Raw genomic sequence first — 15,910 nt, 5'->3', positions numbered from 1 at the left:
CCCTTACATTGTTGAATTATCAAAATGGGCTCTAGCCCATTTTTTTTTGGAGCAAACAAAAATGTTAAATAAAAGAGCTGATAAATTAGAGTTATTAAGAATTGCTGAAGCTGTAGCTTTAGAGAAATCTATAGATAAAGAACTTATAATTAGTTCTATGGAAACAGGTATTGCTAAAGCAGCTAAATCTAAATTTGGTCAAGAAAATGAAATCAAAGTATCTATTAACAGAGATAATGGCGATATAGAATTATTTAGAAAACTGACTATCTCAGATAATCCTGAGAATTCTAATACTGAGATAAAGTTAGAAGATGCAATAATTTTAAATGAAATCAATAAAGATAAATCAGTTGGAGATGAAGTTCTTCAACCTTTGCCATCTTTTGATTTTGGAAGAATTGCTGCACAAACTGCAAAACAAGTTATCAGTTTTAATGTTAGAGAGGCTGAAAGAGAAAGACAATATAATGACTTTATTGATAAAAAAGATTCAATTTTAAGTGGTATTGTTAAAAGATTAGAATTTGGAAGTGTAATTGTTGACTTAGGAAGAACAGAAGCAATCATTCAAAAAAATGAGTTAATTCCAAGAGAAAACATTAAAGCTGGTGATAGAATAAAAGCTTATTGTTATGATGTAAGGAGAGAGCCAAGAGGTCAACAGATTTTCTTATCAAGAGCTCACCCAAAATTTATGGAAAAACTTTTTGTTCAAGAAGTACCAGAAATTTATGACGGATTAATTGAGATTAAATCGTCTTCTAGAGATCCTGGAAGTAGAGCAAAAATATGCGTTAAAGCAGTTGATACTTCATTAGATCCAGTTGGAGCATGTGTTGGAATGAGAGGTTCAAGAGTTCAAGCAGTAGTAAACGAACTTCAGGGAGAAAAAATTGATATTGTAAATTGGTCAGAAGATGCTGCTATATTGGTATCAAATGCTTTATCTCCAGCAGAAGTGCAGAGAGTAAATGTAGACGCTGAAAGAAAAAAACTTGATGTAATACTTACAGAAGAAAATTTGAGTAAAGCGATTGGTCGTAGAGGTCAAAATGTAAGATTAGCAACTAAGTTATTAAATTACGAAATTAATATAATGACTGATGCAGAGGATTCAGAGAGAAGACAACTAGAGTTTAAAGAAAAAACTGATAATTTTGTCAAAAATTTAGAACTAGATGAAACCTTGGGTCAATTACTAGTTGCTGAAGGATTTTCAACAATTGATGATATTAAAGATAGCACAGTAGAGAATTTAATTAAAATTGAGGGAATCGAGGAAGAAACAGCAGAGGCTTTAATTGAAAGAGCTAAAGATTTTCATCAAAAAGATCAAGAAGATATTTCACTAAGAATTAAAGAGCTTGGTTTGGAAGACACATTAATTAATCTAAAAGGATTAACACCAGGAATGTTAGTTACCTTAGGTGAGCAAAAAATTTTGACATTAGAGGACTTTGCTGACTTAGCATCGGATGAACTTACAGGTGGTTATGATATAGTTAAAGGTGAAAGAGTAAAAATTCAAGGATACCTTGAAGATTTTGCTCTCTCAAAAGAAGAAGCAGATGAGTTGATTATGTCTGCTAGAAATATAGTTTATAAAGATTAGGTGATGAGCAATGGAGAAAAAAACAAAGTTAACAATATCTGGCTCAGCCAAAAAATCTATAAAAAATATTGAGATAGCTAAATCTCATGGAAAAAATTCAGTTGTTATAGAAAAACAAACTGGAAAATTTACCAGTAGAGGTGGATCATTTAGACCAGGTGCTGGTAAACCAAGATCAACTCCTTCATTTAACAGAGGTGCACCTTTAAAACCTTCTTTTGCGCCAAAATCCCCTCCAATCACGAACGATTTTGAGAGAAGAAAATTGGCAGAACAAAGAGCCACAAAAAGATTAAAAGGTGACAGTGAAAGCAAAGATAGAAAAACTTTAAAAGTAGGAACGAAAAAAAGAGAATTAAAATTAACAGTTTCAAGAGCTTTAAGTGATGAAATAGAAGCAAGAGAAAGAAGTCTTGCATCAGTTAAAAGGGCTCGACAAAAAGAAATGAAAAACTCTTCAAAAGAAGAGGCTCAAGAAAACCTAAAACCAGTCAAAAGAGATATCAACATTCCAGAAGCAATAACTGTTAGAGAGTTGGCAAATAGAATGGCAGAGCAGTCGAGTAATGTAATAAAATATCTATTTGGAATGGGAGTAACAGTAACAATTAATCAAACTTTAGCTGCTGATACAGCTGAATTTTTAGTTAAAGAATTTGGTCATAATCCAATAAGAGAGGAAAAAGCAGAAGAAATTATACAAAAAATAAAAGCTACAAGAGTAGAAAATTTAAAAAATAGACCCCCTATTGTTACAGTCATGGGTCATGTTGACCATGGAAAAACTTCTGTTCTGGATGTTTTGAGAAGTGCAAATGTAGTTTCAGGAGAATTTGGTGGAATTACTCAACACATCGGAGCATATCAAATTGAAAGTCAAAATAACAAATTAACTTTCATAGACACCCCAGGTCATGCTGCTTTTACAGAAATGAGAGCTAGAGGGTCAAAATTAACAGACGTAGTTGTATTAGTTGTTGCTGCTGATGATGGAGTAAAACCACAAACTGTAGAATCAATTAAACATGCAAAAGCTGCAAATGTTCCAATTGTAGTTGCTATAAATAAATGTGATCTTCCTGAAGCAGATCCACAGAAAATTAAAAACCAATTACTTGAACACGAGTTAATTGCAGAGGATTTATCTGGAGATACTTTAATGGTTGAAGTTTCTACAAAAACTAAACAAAATTTAGATAAGTTAGTCGAATCTATAATCTTACAAGCTGAAATTTTAGATCTAAAAACTGATTATGAATCTAAAGCTACAGGGATAGTGTTAGAATCTAAAATTGATATTGGAAGAGGACCAGTTGCAAATATTATTGTAACAACAGGTACTCTTAAAAAAGGTGACTTTTTTGTGAGTGGTTTAAAGTGGGGAAAAGTTAGAGCAATTATCAATGATAAAGGTCAAAATATAAGTGAAGCTCCACCTTCAACTCCTATAGAAGTTTTAGGTATAAATGGTGCTGCTAAAGCTGGAGATGATTTTATTGTTTTAGATACTGAAAAAGAGGCTAAAACTTTGAGTGAAAATAGAGCTCAAGAGAGCAAAGATGGAAAAAATCCTTTAACTTTTGCAACTCAAGATTCTGCTTTTTCAGACAAATCCTCTGAAGAATTAAATTTAATTATAAAATCAGATGTACAAGGATCCTCTGAGGCTATCAAAAATGCTATAGCTCAAATTAAACATGAGGAAGTTAAACCAAAAATAATTTTAGCAGACATAGGAATGGTAACAGAAACCGACGTTACATTGGCTAAAGCATCAAATGCCGTATTAATAGCCTTTAATGTTAAACCGAGCAAAGAGGCTAAAAAACTTGCTGAAAATGAAAAAATAAAAATTTCTTCTTATAATATTATTTATGAGGTTTTAGATTTTGTTAAGCAAAAAATGTCTGGACTATTATCTCCTGATGTTCAAGAAACAATTACTGGAACAGCACAAATTCTTGAGATATTCAAAGTTTCAGGTGCTGGAAAAGTTGCAGGTTCAAAAATTACAGAAGGAGAAATAAATAGTAATTCTGATGTAAGAATTATTAGAGACGGCGCAATAATTTACACAGGGAAAGTTTCAACAATTTTCAGAGAGAAAAACCAAGTAAAACAGGTTAGTGATGGTCAAGAATGTGGAATTACTGTTAAAGATTATATGGATTTCCAAAAAAACGACACAATAGAGGCATTTAGTGTTACATCTACAGAGAGATCGATTTAATGGCTGATAGAATAGGAAAACCAGTATCGCAAAGACAGCTTAGAGTCGGAGAGATGATTAAGCAGTCTTTAAGCATGATTTTTATAAGAAATGAGGCTAAGGTGCCCAACTTAGAAACAAATACTATAACAGTTACAGAGGTTAGAATGAGTCCTGATTTAAAAATTGCTAAAGCATATGTTCTTCCATTGGGAGGAAAAGATGCTGAGGAAACAATTAATGTTTTGAAAGAATACTCATTTTTAATAAGAAAAATTTTATCACAAAAAGTGGTTATGAAATTTTTACCAAAATTACTTTTTAGAAAAGACGAATCTTTTGAGTATGCGGAAAAAATAGAAAACTTAATAAAACAAACAAATAAATAGGAAGAAAGAGGCATGAACAAAAAGGCACAAGAATTAGCAATGCATGATAAAGATACTGGATCTTCAGAAATCCAAATTGCTTTGCTAACAGAGAAAATTGAAACTCTCTCTAAGCATATTAAGCAATTCAAGAAGGATAAACATTCATCTGTTGGATTGTTGAGAGCGGTAAATAGAAGAAAGAAATTGTTAGAATACCTAAAGAAAAACAAAATGGATTCTTACAAAAATGTACTGTCGAAATTGAATTTAAGAAAATAGAAGTCAAGATAGATAGAACGGAATGGAACGAAACGAACGAAACGAAATGGAAATGAAATGTTTAAAGTATACAAGAAGGAAATTGAAGTAGCGGGAAAGAAGATAAGTTTAGAAACAGGTAAAGTAGCAAGACAGGCAGACGGTGCAATAATAGCAACATGTGGAGAGACAGTCGTACTAGCAACAGTAGTGGGGGCAAAAAAAGTAAATCCTGATATGGATTACTTTCCATTATCTGTAAATTACCAAGAGAAATATTATGCAGCTGGAAAAATTCCGGGTGGATATTTTAAAAGAGAAGCAAGACCAACTGAGAGTGAAACATTAATCTCTAGATTAATTGATAGACCAATCAGACCTTTGTTTCCTGATGAATTCAAAAATGAAGTACAGTTGTTACCAACTGTAATTTCATACGACAAAGAAAACGAACCAGATATTTTATCAATCACTGCTTCATCAGCAGCATTAGCTATATCAGGAATGCCATTTATGGGACCTGTAGGAGCCTCAAGGGTTGGATTTATTGATGGAAAATATGTTTTAAACCCATCTAAAGCAGAGTTAGAAAAATCGAAATTAGATTTAGTTGTAGCAGGTACGAAAGACGCTGTGCTTATGGTTGAGTCAGAAGCAAGCGGTTTAACTGAAGAAGAAATGTTAAACGCAGTTAAATTTGGTCATGAAGGCTTTGTTCCAGTGATTGAAATGATAGAGGAACTTGCAAAAGAATGTAGAAAACCTGAATGGACAGTTGAGAAAAAAGATTTATCTGAAGTTAAGAAAAAACTTGAGGAAACTTTTACAGAAGATCTTAAAAAAGCTTTTGCTACAAGAGATAAACAAGATAGATCAAATCAAATTTCCGAAATTACTGATAAAGCTAAAAAACTTTATGAGGAAGATGAAAACTATACAGATCTTGATGTTAACAGTCAGCTAAAAAGCCTAGAAAAATCAATTGTTAGAACTGATATTCTAAAAAATAAAAATAGAATTGATGGAAGAGGTTTATCTGATGTAAGACCTATCGAGTGTGAAGTGGGTATTTTACCTAGAGCTCATGGTTCTGCGTTATTTACTAGGGGGGAAACCCAAGCAATTGTTGTAGCAACTCTAGGAACTTCTGATGACGAACAAAGAATTGAAAGTTTAGATGGGCTTCAGAGAGAACGATTTATGCTTCACTATAATTTTCCTCCTTTTTCAGTTGGAGAAACTGGAAGAATTGGAACTGGTAGAAGAGAAATCGGACATGGTAAATTAGCTTGGAGAGCGATTAACTCTTCATTACCAACGAAAGAGGCATTTCCATATACTTTTAGAGTAGTTTCAGAAATAACTGAGTCTAATGGTTCTTCTTCTATGGCTACTGTTTGTGGAACGTCTTTAGCGTTAATGGACGCTGGAGTGCCAATTAAAGAGCCAGTTGCGGGTATTGCAATGGGTTTAATTAAGGAAGGTGATGATTTTAGTGTCTTATCAGACATTTTAGGTGATGAAGATCATCTTGGTGACATGGACTTTAAAGTTGCTGGAACAAAAGATGGAATTACTTCTCTTCAAATGGATATCAAAATTACAGGTATTACATTTGAAATTATGGAGCAGGCGTTAAGCCAAGCTAAAGATGGAAGAGTTCATATCTTAGGAGAAATGAATAAAGCATTATCAGCTTCAAGATCTGATGTTGGAAAACATACTCCGAAAATGGAACAAGTTAATGTTGATAAAAAAGACATTGCTGCTGTTATTGGAAAAGGTGGTGCAACAATCAGAGAGATAGTTGAAAAATCAGGTGCGAAAGTAGATGTAAATGATGAAGGTGTGGTAACAGTTGCTGCTCCAGATGAAGAGTCTAGAAACATTGCAATGCAAATGATTAAAGACATCACTGCAAAAGCTGAACTGAATAAAATTTATTCAGGTAAGGTAATGAAAATTATGGAGTTTGGTGCATTTGTTAATTTCTTAGGAAAACAAGACGGACTTGTTCATATTTCAGAACTTGCAGATAAAAGAGTTGCTAAAGTAACTGATGTTGTCAAAGAAGGTGATGAGGTAAAAGTTAAAGTTATTGGTTTCGATAGAGGTAAAGTTAAACTTTCTATGAAACAAGCTACTGAATAATAAATAATTAAATTAAATTCTAACCCCTGGAATGAGAGTTCTGGGGGTTTTTTATAAGATATTTTGCAAAAGAGCATTCTTATTTCATTCCAGAGTTAAAACTTTTTAAATATTTTATTGTAATATCTCCAATTCTAACATCAACTATACACCATAGTTTAAAAAATATATTTATATCTCTTGCAACATTAGTTGTATTATCAGCTGGAGTTAAAAAACTTTAATTTAGATTTTTGTCTGAATAGTTAAAAAAAAACAGTTTTGGTGTTACATCAAATCCAGGTACACCCGCGTAGGCACTTATCATGGCTGTTGCACCGCCAAACATAAGCGTTAAGCTCTTGATATTATTTTTTATAGTCCAAGCTCTAATATTTTGGTTAAAAGCTGATGCACTATAAAACATATAACTCATACTCATCACATTACCTGTGTTCCAACGCCCAATATCTTGGTTAAAAGAAGATTTGTTAAAAAATGCCATTTTCAAACTGGCCAAAGTAGAAACATCACAAGTTGTAACATCATCATCTGAAGCCCAGTTTTTAATTTTATTTAAGGTAATTTTTCCATCTTTACCAGGTGTTCCATCAATTTGGTTAAAAGTCTCACTTCCAATATGACAACCAGCATTAGCTTGCTTAGTTGAAAAAGTTATAAGAAATATAAAAATTACGAAATTTACTGCATAATTTAATTTACTATTAACTTTTTTCATTTTAGATTTTAAGATTAAAAGTTACTAGCTGATATTGTGTAATTAAAAATTAACTTAATTTAATATTAAAAAAAAATATTAAAAGCTGATAGTAAATTAATAGCTGATTATAAGATTATTAAATTTTAAAAATTAACTAATATTCTTAGGATCTGGCATCCCAACCTTGTTATATCCAGCATCAACGTAGTGAATTTCACCTGTAACACCGTTTGCAAGGTCACTTAATAGATATAATGCTGAATTTCCAACATCATGGATATCTACGTTTCTTTTAAGGAAAGAATGGTCTTCATTCCATTTATATAAGAATTTTGCGTCTCCAATTGCAGAGGCAGCCAATGTTTTGATAGGTCCAGCACTTATAGCATTTACTCTCATACCTTTGGCTCCTAAATCTCTTGCTAAATACTTAACACTTGCCTCAAGAGCTGATTTACAAACACCCATTACGTTATAATTTGGAATAGCTTTAGTAGACTCGTAAGTTAAAGTTAATAAACTTCCGCCTTGTTTCATTACCTTTGAGGCTTCTTTTGCTACTTCAGTAAATGAAAAGCATGAGATTAACATACTTCTTAAAAAGTTTTCTCTAGTAGTATTTAAATATTCACCTGATAACTCTGATTTATCAGAGAAAGCAACCGCATGAACCACAAAGTCAATTTCACCCCATTGGGATTTGATATCTTCAAATAATTTTACAACCTCTTCTTTTTTTTCAACATCACAACTAAATGTAACGTTTGAATTCAATTTTTCTGCTAAAGGAACTACTCTTTTTTTCAAAGCATCGCCTAAATATGTAAATGCTAGTTCTGCACCTGCTTCAGCAAGTTTTTGAGATATACCCCAGGCAATAGATCTTTCATTGGCAACACCCATGATTAATCCCTTTTTGCCTTTCATTAAACTCATAAATTAAACCTTTTCAAAAATTAAAGCTGCATTAGTTCCACCAAAACCAAAGCTATTTGACATTACTGTATTTAAAGTTGCTCCTGTTTCAGTTTTTGAAACTATAGGAAATTTTTTTGCTTCTTCATCCATCTCATTTATGTTTGCAGAGCCAGCTATGAAATTATTCTTCATCATTATCAAACAGTAAATTGCTTCATGAACTGAAGCCGCACCAAGTGGATGTCCCGATAAAGATTTTGTCGAACTAATCTTTGGGATATTGTCTCCAAAAGTATTTTTAACTGCATTTAGCTCTGTGATATCTCCAACTGGAGTAGAAGTTCCATGAGTATTGATATAATCAATTTTATTTTTGCTAGTTGCCATCGCCATTTGCATACATCTGACAGCACCTTCTCCTGATGGAGCTACCATATCGTATCCATCTGAAGTTGCTCCATAACCAGTTAATTCTGCGTATATTTTAGCACCTCTCGCTTTAGCGTGTTCATATTCCTCTAGCACTAACACACCTGCACCACCTGCAATTACAAAACCATCTCTTGTTTTGTCATATGCTCTTGATGCTGTTTCAGGAGCGTCATTATATTTTGATGATAAAGCAGTCATCGCATCAAACATTGCCGTCATAGCCCAATGAACTTCTTCACTTCCACCTGCAAATACAACATCTTGTTTGCCCATTTGAATTAATTCCATTGAATTACCAATACAGTGGCCACTTGTTGCGCATGCAGAACTCATTGTGTAGTTGGTTCCTTTAATTTTAAATGGAACAGCAAGTGTTGCAGAAGCTGTACTTGCCATTGTTCTTGGAACAATGAACGGTCCCATTAATTTTGGAGTTTTAGCCCTCGTTTTATCCGCAGCCAAAATAACATTTTCAATTGATGGACCACCAGAACCCATAACGATCCCAGTTTTAAAATTGCTAACTTCAGATTCTTCTAATCCAGAATCCTCAATAGCTTCTTTCATTGCAATATAATTATAAGCTGAACCTGAACCCATAAATCTAATTGTTTTTCGATCGATATGATCTTCTAATTTTATATTTGGTTTACCATGGACATGACTTTTAAGATTATGTTCTTTATATTCCTCAGCATAAGAAATTCCTGATTTTGAATTAATTAATGATTGATGAACTTCCTCTTGGTTGTTTCCCAAACAAGAGACAATTCCTAATCCTGTAATTACTACTCTTCTCATTATTTAAATAACCCCACTTTCAAACTTTCTGCTGAATATATTTTTTTGTCATCAGCTAGTACAATTCCATTGGCAAGACCAACAGTTGTTCCACCTGGTGACATAATTTTTTTCATATCTATTTCGTACCTTACATTTTTAACATTTTGTAAAACTTCACCAGTAAATTTTACAGTACCAACTCCTAGAGCCCTACCTTTGCCAGGATTTCCTAACCAGCCCAGAAAAAATCCAACTAGTTGCCACATAGCATCTAAACCTAGACACCCAGGCATGACTGGATCCTCTTTAAAATGACAGTCAAAAAACCATAGATCGTTTTTTATATCTAATTCAGCCTTTAAAGAGCCTTTACTGAAAGCTCCATTATTCTCGTTGATTTCAGTTATTCTATCAAACATCAACATTGGAGGAAGTGGTAATTTTGCATTACCTGGTCCAAAAAGATCACCATTTCCACAACTTATTAGATCGTCATATGAGTAGGAATTTTTTTTCATATTTTTTGAGAAACCTTATTACTTGATTTAATGCCAATATAATATAATAAAACTGTATATTTTTATTCATACATTAGAATAATTATAAAATACAATGGTAAAAAACTGCAATTTTGTTGAAAAATTAAGAGATTTAGGACTTAGACCCACTAAACAAAGGGTTAAAATGTGTGAAGTTCTATTTAATAGAGAAAAAACTTTTCATTTTACAATTAATGATCTTGTAAAAATGATTTCTGAGGAGATGAATGAAAAAATTTCTTTAGCAACAGTTTACAACACTGTTCATGCATTTCAGAAAAAAGGATATTTAAAAGAAATTTCGATTAACAGCGATAAAAGTTATTTTGATACAAACACATCTGTTCATCATCATTTTTATGATGAAGATACCCATCAGCTAATAGATTGTGATGAAAATGATATAGACCCAGTAAATATTAAAAAAAATATTACAGGAAAAAAAATAAATTCAGTTGAAGTTTTGGTTAAAGTTGCGAGTGATAATCAAACTCAAAAATAATTCAATTAAATCAATTATATAAAATCTAGATTATAATAATTCTAAACTATTGACATTAAAGTTTTAGACACTATATGGTCTATAAAGTTAAATTAAGGAGAAAAAAATGTCTTTAAAAGGAAGTAAAACAGAAGAGAACTTAAAAGCAGCATTCGCTGGTGAGAGTCAAGCAAATAGAAGATATCTTTATTTTGCACAAAAAGCTGACATCGAAGGTTATAATGATGTAGCTACAGTATTTAGATCAACAGCAGAAGGTGAAACTGGTCACGCACATGGTCACTTAGAATACCTTGAACAAGTTGGAGATCCAGCTACTGGGAAACCAATTGGTGAAACTAAAGCAAATTTAGCTTCAGCAATTGAGGGAGAAACGCATGAATATACTGACATGTACCCAGGTATGGCTAAAACTGCAAGAGAAGAAGGTTTTGAGGAAATTGCAGATTGGTTTGAGACTTTAGCAAAAGCTGAAAAATCTCATGCTGGTAAATTTCAAAAAACTTTAGAGTCTATTGCCTAAATAATATTCATTAGTGGGCGTTTACCGCCCACTAAATTTAACAAAATTTCTAAAATCAAAAAAAATGAAAGAGCAACTTTTACAATTAATAAAAGATTGGTTTAATGAACCAGTGGTATTAGTTTCTTTATCATTAATTATAATTTCTAATATAATCGTATGAGCAAAGAAGGAAGTCTAGACGCCCCAATACGTCACCCTATTGATTTTGAGCATCCAGATTTTTTAAATCCTGAAAAATTAGATGCAGAAATGCGAAGAGTGTTTGATATTTGCCATGGATGTCGAAGATGTTTTAATCTTTGTGATTCCTTTCCAAAATTGTTCGATATGATTGATGAGTCTGAAAATGAAGACGTAGAGAGTTTAAAAAGTGAGCAATTTGCTCCGGTTGTTGATGCCTGTACTCTTTGCGACATGTGTTTTATGACCAAATGTCCTTATGTACCTCCTCATGATTTTGATCTTGATTTCCCTCATTTAATGTTGAGGTACAGAACAGCACAGAAAAAATTAGGTAAATTACCAAGTGTTCCAATGCAATTAGCCCAAATAGATAGAAACGCAAAAATTGGGGTTTTATTTTCTAAAATAATTAATTGGGCATCAGATATAAAAAATAAGTTGTTCAGAAAAATATTAGAGGTAGTTGCTGGTATCGATAAAAGGGTTCAACTTCCAAAATACAATTCAGAAACTTTTTCTAACTTTTTTAAGAAAAATAATGACAAAATAAACTATGAGACAAAAACTAATGATAGAAAAGTTGTAATTTATTCTACTTGTTTTGTTAACTTTAATAAAAAAAATACGGGTGTCGCAGCTTTAAAAGTTTTAAAGAAAAATGGTGTAGAAGTTCAAGAAGCCTATCCTGGATGTTGTGGAATGCCATTCTTAGAGCAAGCTGATCTTCCTAAAGTTGTGGAACAGGCTAAAAAAGTTTCTAAAGATTTAGTTGAATGGATTAACAAAGGTTACAAAGTTGTTACATTAACCGCTAGTTGTGGTTTAATGTTAAAATTTGAATGGCCATTGCTTTTACCTAATGATGATAAAATAAAAAAATTATCTGCAAACGTTATGGATATCGATGAGTATGTTGTTGATATTGCAAACAATGAGGGATTAGCAGATGGTTTACAAGAAATAGATGGTGGAGTGACAGTGCACCATGCGTGTCACGCAAGAGCACAGAACATGGGTATCAAAGCGAGAGATATGCTTAAACTTATCCCGAATGTTAAAATTGATGTTGTAGAGAAATGTGCCGGGCATGGTGGAACTTTTGGTGTGATGAAAGAAACACATGATCTGGCCAATAAAGTAGGAAGACCAACTGCAAGACAAATTAAAACAAAAAATAACAAGTACATGGTTTCTGATTGTCCTTTAGCAGGTAAGCACTTAAAGCAGCTTGAAGTGGATACTAACATTTCCAATGATGAGGCACTACATCCTATCGAATTGATGGCTAAAAGTTATAAATTATGATTATGCCAAGAGAAAAAAGAGAGATACAAAAAGAAGACATTATGCCATTAGATGTCTATACAAAAAACAGAAGAGAATTAAGAAAAAGCATTGTTGATTTTAAAAAAAATAGAAGAATTGCATTAGGACCTTATGCAACCTTTTACTTTGAAAGCTACGAGACAATGTTGGCTCAAGTTCAAGAAATGCTATATATTGAAAAAGGTGGAGATGAACAGCTTAAAGACGAGTTGTCAGCATACAATCCTCTAATACCAAATGGTAAAGAATTAACTGCTACATTAATGTTTGAAATAGACAACCCTATATCTCGCGCGGCTTTCCTTGGAAAAGTAGGCGGAATTGAGGAAACTGTGTTTATGAAAATTAATGGAGAAAAAATAAAAGCTATACCAGAGGAAGATGTTGATAGAACATCAGCTGAAGGAAAAGCTTCTTCAGTTCAATTTATTCATTTTAATTTTTCAGACGACCAAATAGCTAAATTTAAATCTGAAGAAATTGAAGTTGAAATAGGAATAGATCACAAAGAATATTCTCATACTACCAAGTTATCTGCTGAGAACAAAAAGTCACTTTCGGCTGATTTTAGTTAATTAAATCCCCAGATATTATCTGTTTTAATCCAACCTTGAAATTCTCCGGAGGTTATTTCACACCATTCTTGCTCACATTTTTCGAATATTAATAACCTACCTTGCTTAATAAGAGCAATAGGTTTTGAAAAAGATGTAGGGTTTTTAAATAAAATTTTATCTTTGGTTGCTATTACAGAATTATTTTTTTTTAATTGAGATATATGTATCCAACCACCATTGTTTTTAAAGTCTATAATTCTTCTAAAGTTTTCTTTTTTATCTATTTGTTTTAAAGGAAGATTAATTTTTTTGTAAACATATTTTACATCTGAGTCAAAACTTGGACCATACCTAACGTTTACTTTATTTTTTTTTAAAGAAACAAATATCTCTTTTGCTGAGCTTGTTGATATTAATAAAATAAAAATTAAAATTATTCTTATAATTAATGGCATAGACAGTTTTTTCTTTTTGTAATTTTTGCTTTTCTAAAATTTAAATTTAATAAATCAATAATTAAAATATAATTATTTAAACTTTGGCCTATATTTAAAATATTTTTTAAAATTTCATTTGCTTGCATTGTGCCAACAATTCCTGCAACAGTTCCTAAGATTCCCTCATATTCACAATTAAGTATTTCATTTGATATTTTTTCCTCTTGATAAAAACATCGAAGGCATGGTTCTTTTTTGTTTTTGAAATTAAATGTAAAGATATGACCATCAAATTTACTTATAGCACCTGTTACCAAAAATTTTTTATATTTGAAACTTAAGTCATTAATTAGAAATTTACTTTCAAAATTATCAGTTCCATCAACAATATAATCATAATCTTTAATAATTTTTTGAAAATTAGATTTATTTAATTTGTAATTAAAAATTTTTATTTTTGTTAAAGAATTAATCTTGTTTAACTTCTTTTTAGCAATTTTAACTTTTGGTTTATTTAAATCTTTTTCATTGAATAAACTTTGCCTATGAATATTTGAAAGGCTAACTCGATCGTGATCTACAATTCCCAATGAGCCAATCCCTGATCTAGTTAAGAATTCTGCCACTGGACATCCAAGACCACCCATGCCTATTATTAATACTTTTGAATTTGAAATTTTATTTTGACCTAAAATACCAATATTTTTTAGAATTATTTGTCTTGAAAAACGCTCGATTTGTTTTTTGTTTAATTTTTTGCTCATTTTCCCGTTGAGCCAAATCCGCCTTCGCCTCTTATTGTTTCTGGAAGCTCATCTGTCTCTTCAAAATTTATTTTTATCACTGGTGTAAGAACCAATTGAGCTATTCTGTCTTTATTGTTTATTAAAAAATCTTCTTTTCCGTGATTGTAAAGTATTACTTTTATCTCTCCCCTGTAATCACTATCTATTGTTCCTGGCGTATTTAAAACACTAATATTATTTTTTGCTGCTAAACCTGATCGGGGTCGTATTTGAATTTCAAATTCATTTGAAAAAGCAACAGCAATTCCAGTTGGAACTAAACAGGAATTTTCAGATTTAAGTAGAATAGGTTCCTTTATAAAAGCCATAAGATCCATTCCTGAAGCCCCTTCTGTTTTATAGGCAGGTAGCTCTATTGAAGGATCTAATTTTTTAACAAGGATTTTTGCCATTAATTTAATTGATCAATTATTCTATCAACTATTTCTTCAGAAATTTCGGATTTTCTTTTGTACGGTAGGACTTCACTTTTTAAAGATTTATTTTTGTAGTGGATTGTAACTTCATTATAGTCAGAGTTAAATCCAATGTTTTTTTTAGAAACATCGTTAGAAATTATCCAGTCACAATTCTTTTTATTTAATTTTTCTTCTGCATTTTTTAAAACTTCATTCGTTTCTGCTGCAAAACCAATCACAATTTCAGGCCTCATAGAATTATGATTTGATATATAATTTAAAATATCAACATTTTTTTCTAAATTTAAATTTAATGATTCTTCTTTTTTTATCTTTGTTTGAGATTTATTTTTTACTTTAAAGTCTGATACTGCTGCTGAAAAAATTGCTACATCTACAGGCAAATTATCTTGTGTAGCGGCAAACATTTCATCCGCTGTTTCAACTTTAATGAGTTTAATATCTTGTTCTACTTCTAGATTAGTTGGTCCTGAAATCAGTGTTGTATCAAAACCTTTTTTTGATAGACATTTAGCTAATTCATATCCCTGTTTGCCACTTGATTTATTTGTTATAAAACGAACAGGATCGATATACTCATTTGTTGGTCCGGCGGTAACCAAAGCTTTAAATTTTTTATTTTGACTTTGGTTTAAAAAAAATTGATTTAACTCATCTGCAATTTTTAATGGTTCGGACATTTTGCCTTCACCATATTCACCACATGCCATATCACCGATCTCTGGGCCAATTAATTTATATCCATAATCTTTTAATTTTTTTAAATTCATTTTTGTAGATTTGTGTTCCCACATTCTAACATTCATTGCAGGAGCTAAATAAATATCTTTATTTGAAGCTAGTATAACTGTAGATGCTAAATCATCTGTTGAACCCTGTGCTAGTTTCGAAATAGTGTTTGCAGTTGTAGGGGCAACAACAATTACATCAGCCCATCTTGATAAAGATATATGGTCCATTTCAGTTTCATTTTCTACATTAAATAAATCAGTATAAACTTTTCCTTGAGATAAAGATGTAATTGATAAGGGAGTTACAAATTCTTTAGCACTTGATGTTAGTATAGTTTTTATTTCTGCACCATTTTTTTTAAACAATCTTATTGTTTCAAGGCTTTTGTATGCAGAAATACCACCACAAATTATAAACAGAATTTTTTTGTTATGAAGATTTTTCAT

The 15,910-nt window shown here is 31.6% G+C and carries 17 protein-coding genes; 9 read left to right on the top strand and 8 right to left on the bottom strand.

The window, feature by feature from the left end:
* Positions 1-61 precede the first annotated feature (61 nt).
* Genes nusA through pnp form a run of 5 tightly spaced genes read left to right on the top strand, consistent with a single transcriptional unit; the run spans position 62 to position 6,604 of the window.
* A complete protein-coding gene (gene nusA, locus ACTTBN_RS05265; RefSeq protein ID WP_440681343.1) occupies positions 62-1,615 on the top strand; it encodes a transcription termination factor NusA in 1,554 nt (517 codons plus the stop codon).
* Positions 1,616-1,625: 10 nt separating this feature from the next.
* On the top strand, positions 1,626-3,845 hold the full coding sequence (gene infB / locus ACTTBN_RS05260; RefSeq protein ID WP_440681342.1) for a translation initiation factor IF-2: 2,220 nt from the start codon (positions 1,626-1,628) through the stop codon (positions 3,843-3,845).
* Positions 3,845-4,213, top strand: coding sequence for a 30S ribosome-binding factor RbfA (gene rbfA / locus ACTTBN_RS05255; RefSeq protein WP_075485631.1), 369 nt, complete (start codon positions 3,845-3,847; stop codon positions 4,211-4,213). Before infB ends, rbfA begins: the two co-directional genes overlap by 1 nt.
* Positions 4,214-4,225: 12 nt before the next feature.
* The gene (gene rpsO / locus ACTTBN_RS05250; RefSeq protein WP_075485648.1) at positions 4,226-4,474 is read left to right on the top strand and encodes a 30S ribosomal protein S15; all 249 of its coding nucleotides are present in this window, start codon (positions 4,226-4,228) and stop codon (positions 4,472-4,474) included.
* Between the two features lie 57 nt (positions 4,475-4,531).
* Positions 4,532-6,604: a polyribonucleotide nucleotidyltransferase gene (pnp, locus tag ACTTBN_RS05245; RefSeq protein WP_440648192.1), complete on the top strand. Its 2,073-nt coding sequence runs from the start codon at positions 4,532-4,534 to the stop codon at positions 6,602-6,604.
* A gap of 220 nt (positions 6,605-6,824) precedes the next feature.
* On the opposite strand, the gene ACTTBN_RS05240 is transcribed toward pnp, so the two are convergent.
* The 4 genes from ACTTBN_RS05240 to fabA form a co-directional block, all read right to left on the bottom strand.
* Positions 6,825-7,322, bottom strand: a complete 498-nt coding sequence (locus ACTTBN_RS05240; protein WP_440681340.1) for a BspA family leucine-rich repeat surface protein — start codon at positions 7,320-7,322, stop codon at positions 6,825-6,827.
* A gap of 132 nt (positions 7,323-7,454) precedes the next feature.
* Entirely contained in the window at positions 7,455-8,240 is a 786-nt protein-coding gene (locus ACTTBN_RS05235; RefSeq protein ID WP_262590066.1) for an enoyl-ACP reductase FabI, read from the bottom strand.
* A 3-nt stretch (positions 8,241-8,243) separates the two neighbouring features.
* Positions 8,244-9,455 carry a beta-ketoacyl-ACP synthase I gene (gene fabB, locus ACTTBN_RS05230; protein WP_440681339.1) on the bottom strand — a complete coding sequence of 404 codons (1,212 nt, stop codon included), beginning with the start codon at positions 9,453-9,455 and terminating at the stop codon, positions 8,244-8,246.
* On the bottom strand, positions 9,455-9,955 hold the full coding sequence (fabA, locus tag ACTTBN_RS05225; RefSeq protein WP_440681338.1) for a bifunctional 3-hydroxydecanoyl-ACP dehydratase/trans-2-decenoyl-ACP isomerase: 501 nt from the start codon (positions 9,953-9,955) through the stop codon (positions 9,455-9,457). The genes fabB and fabA overlap by 1 nt, the downstream gene beginning before the upstream one ends.
* Positions 9,956-10,049: 94 nt before the next feature.
* On the opposite strand from fabA, the gene ACTTBN_RS05220 reads away from it, so the two are divergent.
* From ACTTBN_RS05220 to ACTTBN_RS05205, 4 genes are all read left to right on the top strand, one after another.
* Positions 10,050-10,478 (top strand): Fur family transcriptional regulator, encoded by a 429-nt coding sequence (locus ACTTBN_RS05220; RefSeq protein WP_262590069.1) that lies wholly within the window; start codon positions 10,050-10,052, stop codon positions 10,476-10,478.
* A 106-nt stretch (positions 10,479-10,584) separates the two neighbouring features.
* Complete coding sequence (locus ACTTBN_RS05215) at positions 10,585-11,001, top strand: rubrerythrin family protein (RefSeq protein WP_262590070.1); 417 nt, start codon at positions 10,585-10,587, stop codon at positions 10,999-11,001.
* A 159-nt stretch (positions 11,002-11,160) separates the two neighbouring features.
* Positions 11,161-12,492, top strand: a complete 1,332-nt coding sequence (locus ACTTBN_RS05210) for a (Fe-S)-binding protein (protein WP_440681337.1) — start codon at positions 11,161-11,163, stop codon at positions 12,490-12,492.
* A 2-nt stretch (positions 12,493-12,494) separates the two neighbouring features.
* A complete protein-coding gene (locus ACTTBN_RS05205) occupies positions 12,495-13,088 on the top strand; it encodes a DUF3501 family protein (RefSeq protein WP_440681336.1) in 594 nt (197 codons plus the stop codon).
* Here ACTTBN_RS05205 and ACTTBN_RS05200 read toward each other — a convergent pair.
* From ACTTBN_RS05200 to coaBC, 4 genes are read right to left on the bottom strand one after another with little or no spacing between them, the layout of a single operon-like run.
* A complete protein-coding gene (locus ACTTBN_RS05200) occupies positions 13,085-13,525 on the bottom strand; it encodes an SH3 domain-containing protein (RefSeq protein ID WP_440681335.1) in 441 nt (146 codons plus the stop codon). The two genes, ACTTBN_RS05205 and ACTTBN_RS05200, sit on opposite strands and share 4 nt — an antisense overlap.
* A complete protein-coding gene (locus tag ACTTBN_RS05195; RefSeq protein WP_440681334.1) occupies positions 13,516-14,271 on the bottom strand; it encodes a HesA/MoeB/ThiF family protein in 756 nt (251 codons plus the stop codon). The genes ACTTBN_RS05200 and ACTTBN_RS05195 overlap by 10 nt, the downstream gene beginning before the upstream one ends.
* Positions 14,268-14,705 (bottom strand): dUTP diphosphatase, encoded by a 438-nt coding sequence (dut, locus tag ACTTBN_RS05190; RefSeq protein WP_440681333.1) that lies wholly within the window; start codon positions 14,703-14,705, stop codon positions 14,268-14,270. Before dut ends, ACTTBN_RS05195 begins: the two co-directional genes overlap by 4 nt.
* Positions 14,705-15,910, bottom strand: coding sequence for a bifunctional phosphopantothenoylcysteine decarboxylase/phosphopantothenate--cysteine ligase CoaBC (coaBC, locus tag ACTTBN_RS05185; protein ID WP_440681332.1), 1,206 nt, complete (start codon positions 15,908-15,910; stop codon positions 14,705-14,707). The genes dut and coaBC overlap by 1 nt, the downstream gene beginning before the upstream one ends.

Source organism: Candidatus Pelagibacter sp. HIMB1623, assembly GCF_052047695.1.
Taxonomy (GTDB): domain Bacteria; phylum Pseudomonadota; class Alphaproteobacteria; order Pelagibacterales; family Pelagibacteraceae; genus Pelagibacter.
This window is presented reverse-complemented; position numbering and strand designations above follow the sequence as displayed.

What these genes read in the sequence shown, in the direction of transcription:
- nusA (WP_440681343.1), top strand. Translation starts at nt 62, where the DNA reads ATGTTAAATAAAAGAGCTGATAAATTAGAGTTATTAAGAATTGCTGAA.
- infB (WP_440681342.1), top strand. Translation starts at nt 1,626, where the DNA reads ATGGAGAAAAAAACAAAGTTAACAATATCTGGCTCAGCCAAAAAATCT.
- rbfA (WP_075485631.1), top strand. Translation starts at nt 3,845, where the DNA reads ATGGCTGATAGAATAGGAAAACCAGTATCGCAAAGACAGCTTAGAGTC.
- rpsO (WP_075485648.1), top strand. Translation starts at nt 4,226, where the DNA reads ATGAACAAAAAGGCACAAGAATTAGCAATGCATGATAAAGATACTGGA.
- pnp (WP_440648192.1), top strand. Translation starts at nt 4,532, where the DNA reads ATGTTTAAAGTATACAAGAAGGAAATTGAAGTAGCGGGAAAGAAGATA.
- ACTTBN_RS05240 (WP_440681340.1), bottom strand. Translation starts at nt 7,322, where the DNA reads ATGAAAAAAGTTAATAGTAAATTAAATTATGCAGTAAATTTCGTAATT.
- ACTTBN_RS05235 (WP_262590066.1), bottom strand. Translation starts at nt 8,240, where the DNA reads ATGAGTTTAATGAAAGGCAAAAAGGGATTAATCATGGGTGTTGCCAAT.
- fabB (WP_440681339.1), bottom strand. Translation starts at nt 9,455, where the DNA reads ATGAGAAGAGTAGTAATTACAGGATTAGGAATTGTCTCTTGTTTGGGA.
- fabA (WP_440681338.1), bottom strand. Translation starts at nt 9,955, where the DNA reads ATGAAAAAAAATTCCTACTCATATGACGATCTAATAAGTTGTGGAAAT.
- ACTTBN_RS05220 (WP_262590069.1), top strand. Translation starts at nt 10,050, where the DNA reads ATGGTAAAAAACTGCAATTTTGTTGAAAAATTAAGAGATTTAGGACTT.
- ACTTBN_RS05215 (WP_262590070.1), top strand. Translation starts at nt 10,585, where the DNA reads ATGTCTTTAAAAGGAAGTAAAACAGAAGAGAACTTAAAAGCAGCATTC.
- ACTTBN_RS05210 (WP_440681337.1), top strand. Translation starts at nt 11,161, where the DNA reads ATGAGCAAAGAAGGAAGTCTAGACGCCCCAATACGTCACCCTATTGAT.
- ACTTBN_RS05205 (WP_440681336.1), top strand. Translation starts at nt 12,495, where the DNA reads ATGCCAAGAGAAAAAAGAGAGATACAAAAAGAAGACATTATGCCATTA.
- ACTTBN_RS05200 (WP_440681335.1), bottom strand. Translation starts at nt 13,525, where the DNA reads ATGCCATTAATTATAAGAATAATTTTAATTTTTATTTTATTAATATCA.
- ACTTBN_RS05195 (WP_440681334.1), bottom strand. Translation starts at nt 14,271, where the DNA reads ATGAGCAAAAAATTAAACAAAAAACAAATCGAGCGTTTTTCAAGACAA.
- dut (WP_440681333.1), bottom strand. Translation starts at nt 14,705, where the DNA reads ATGGCAAAAATCCTTGTTAAAAAATTAGATCCTTCAATAGAGCTACCT.
- coaBC (WP_440681332.1), bottom strand. Translation starts at nt 15,910, where the DNA reads ATGAAAAATCTTCATAACAAAAAAATTCTGTTTATAATTTGTGGTGGT.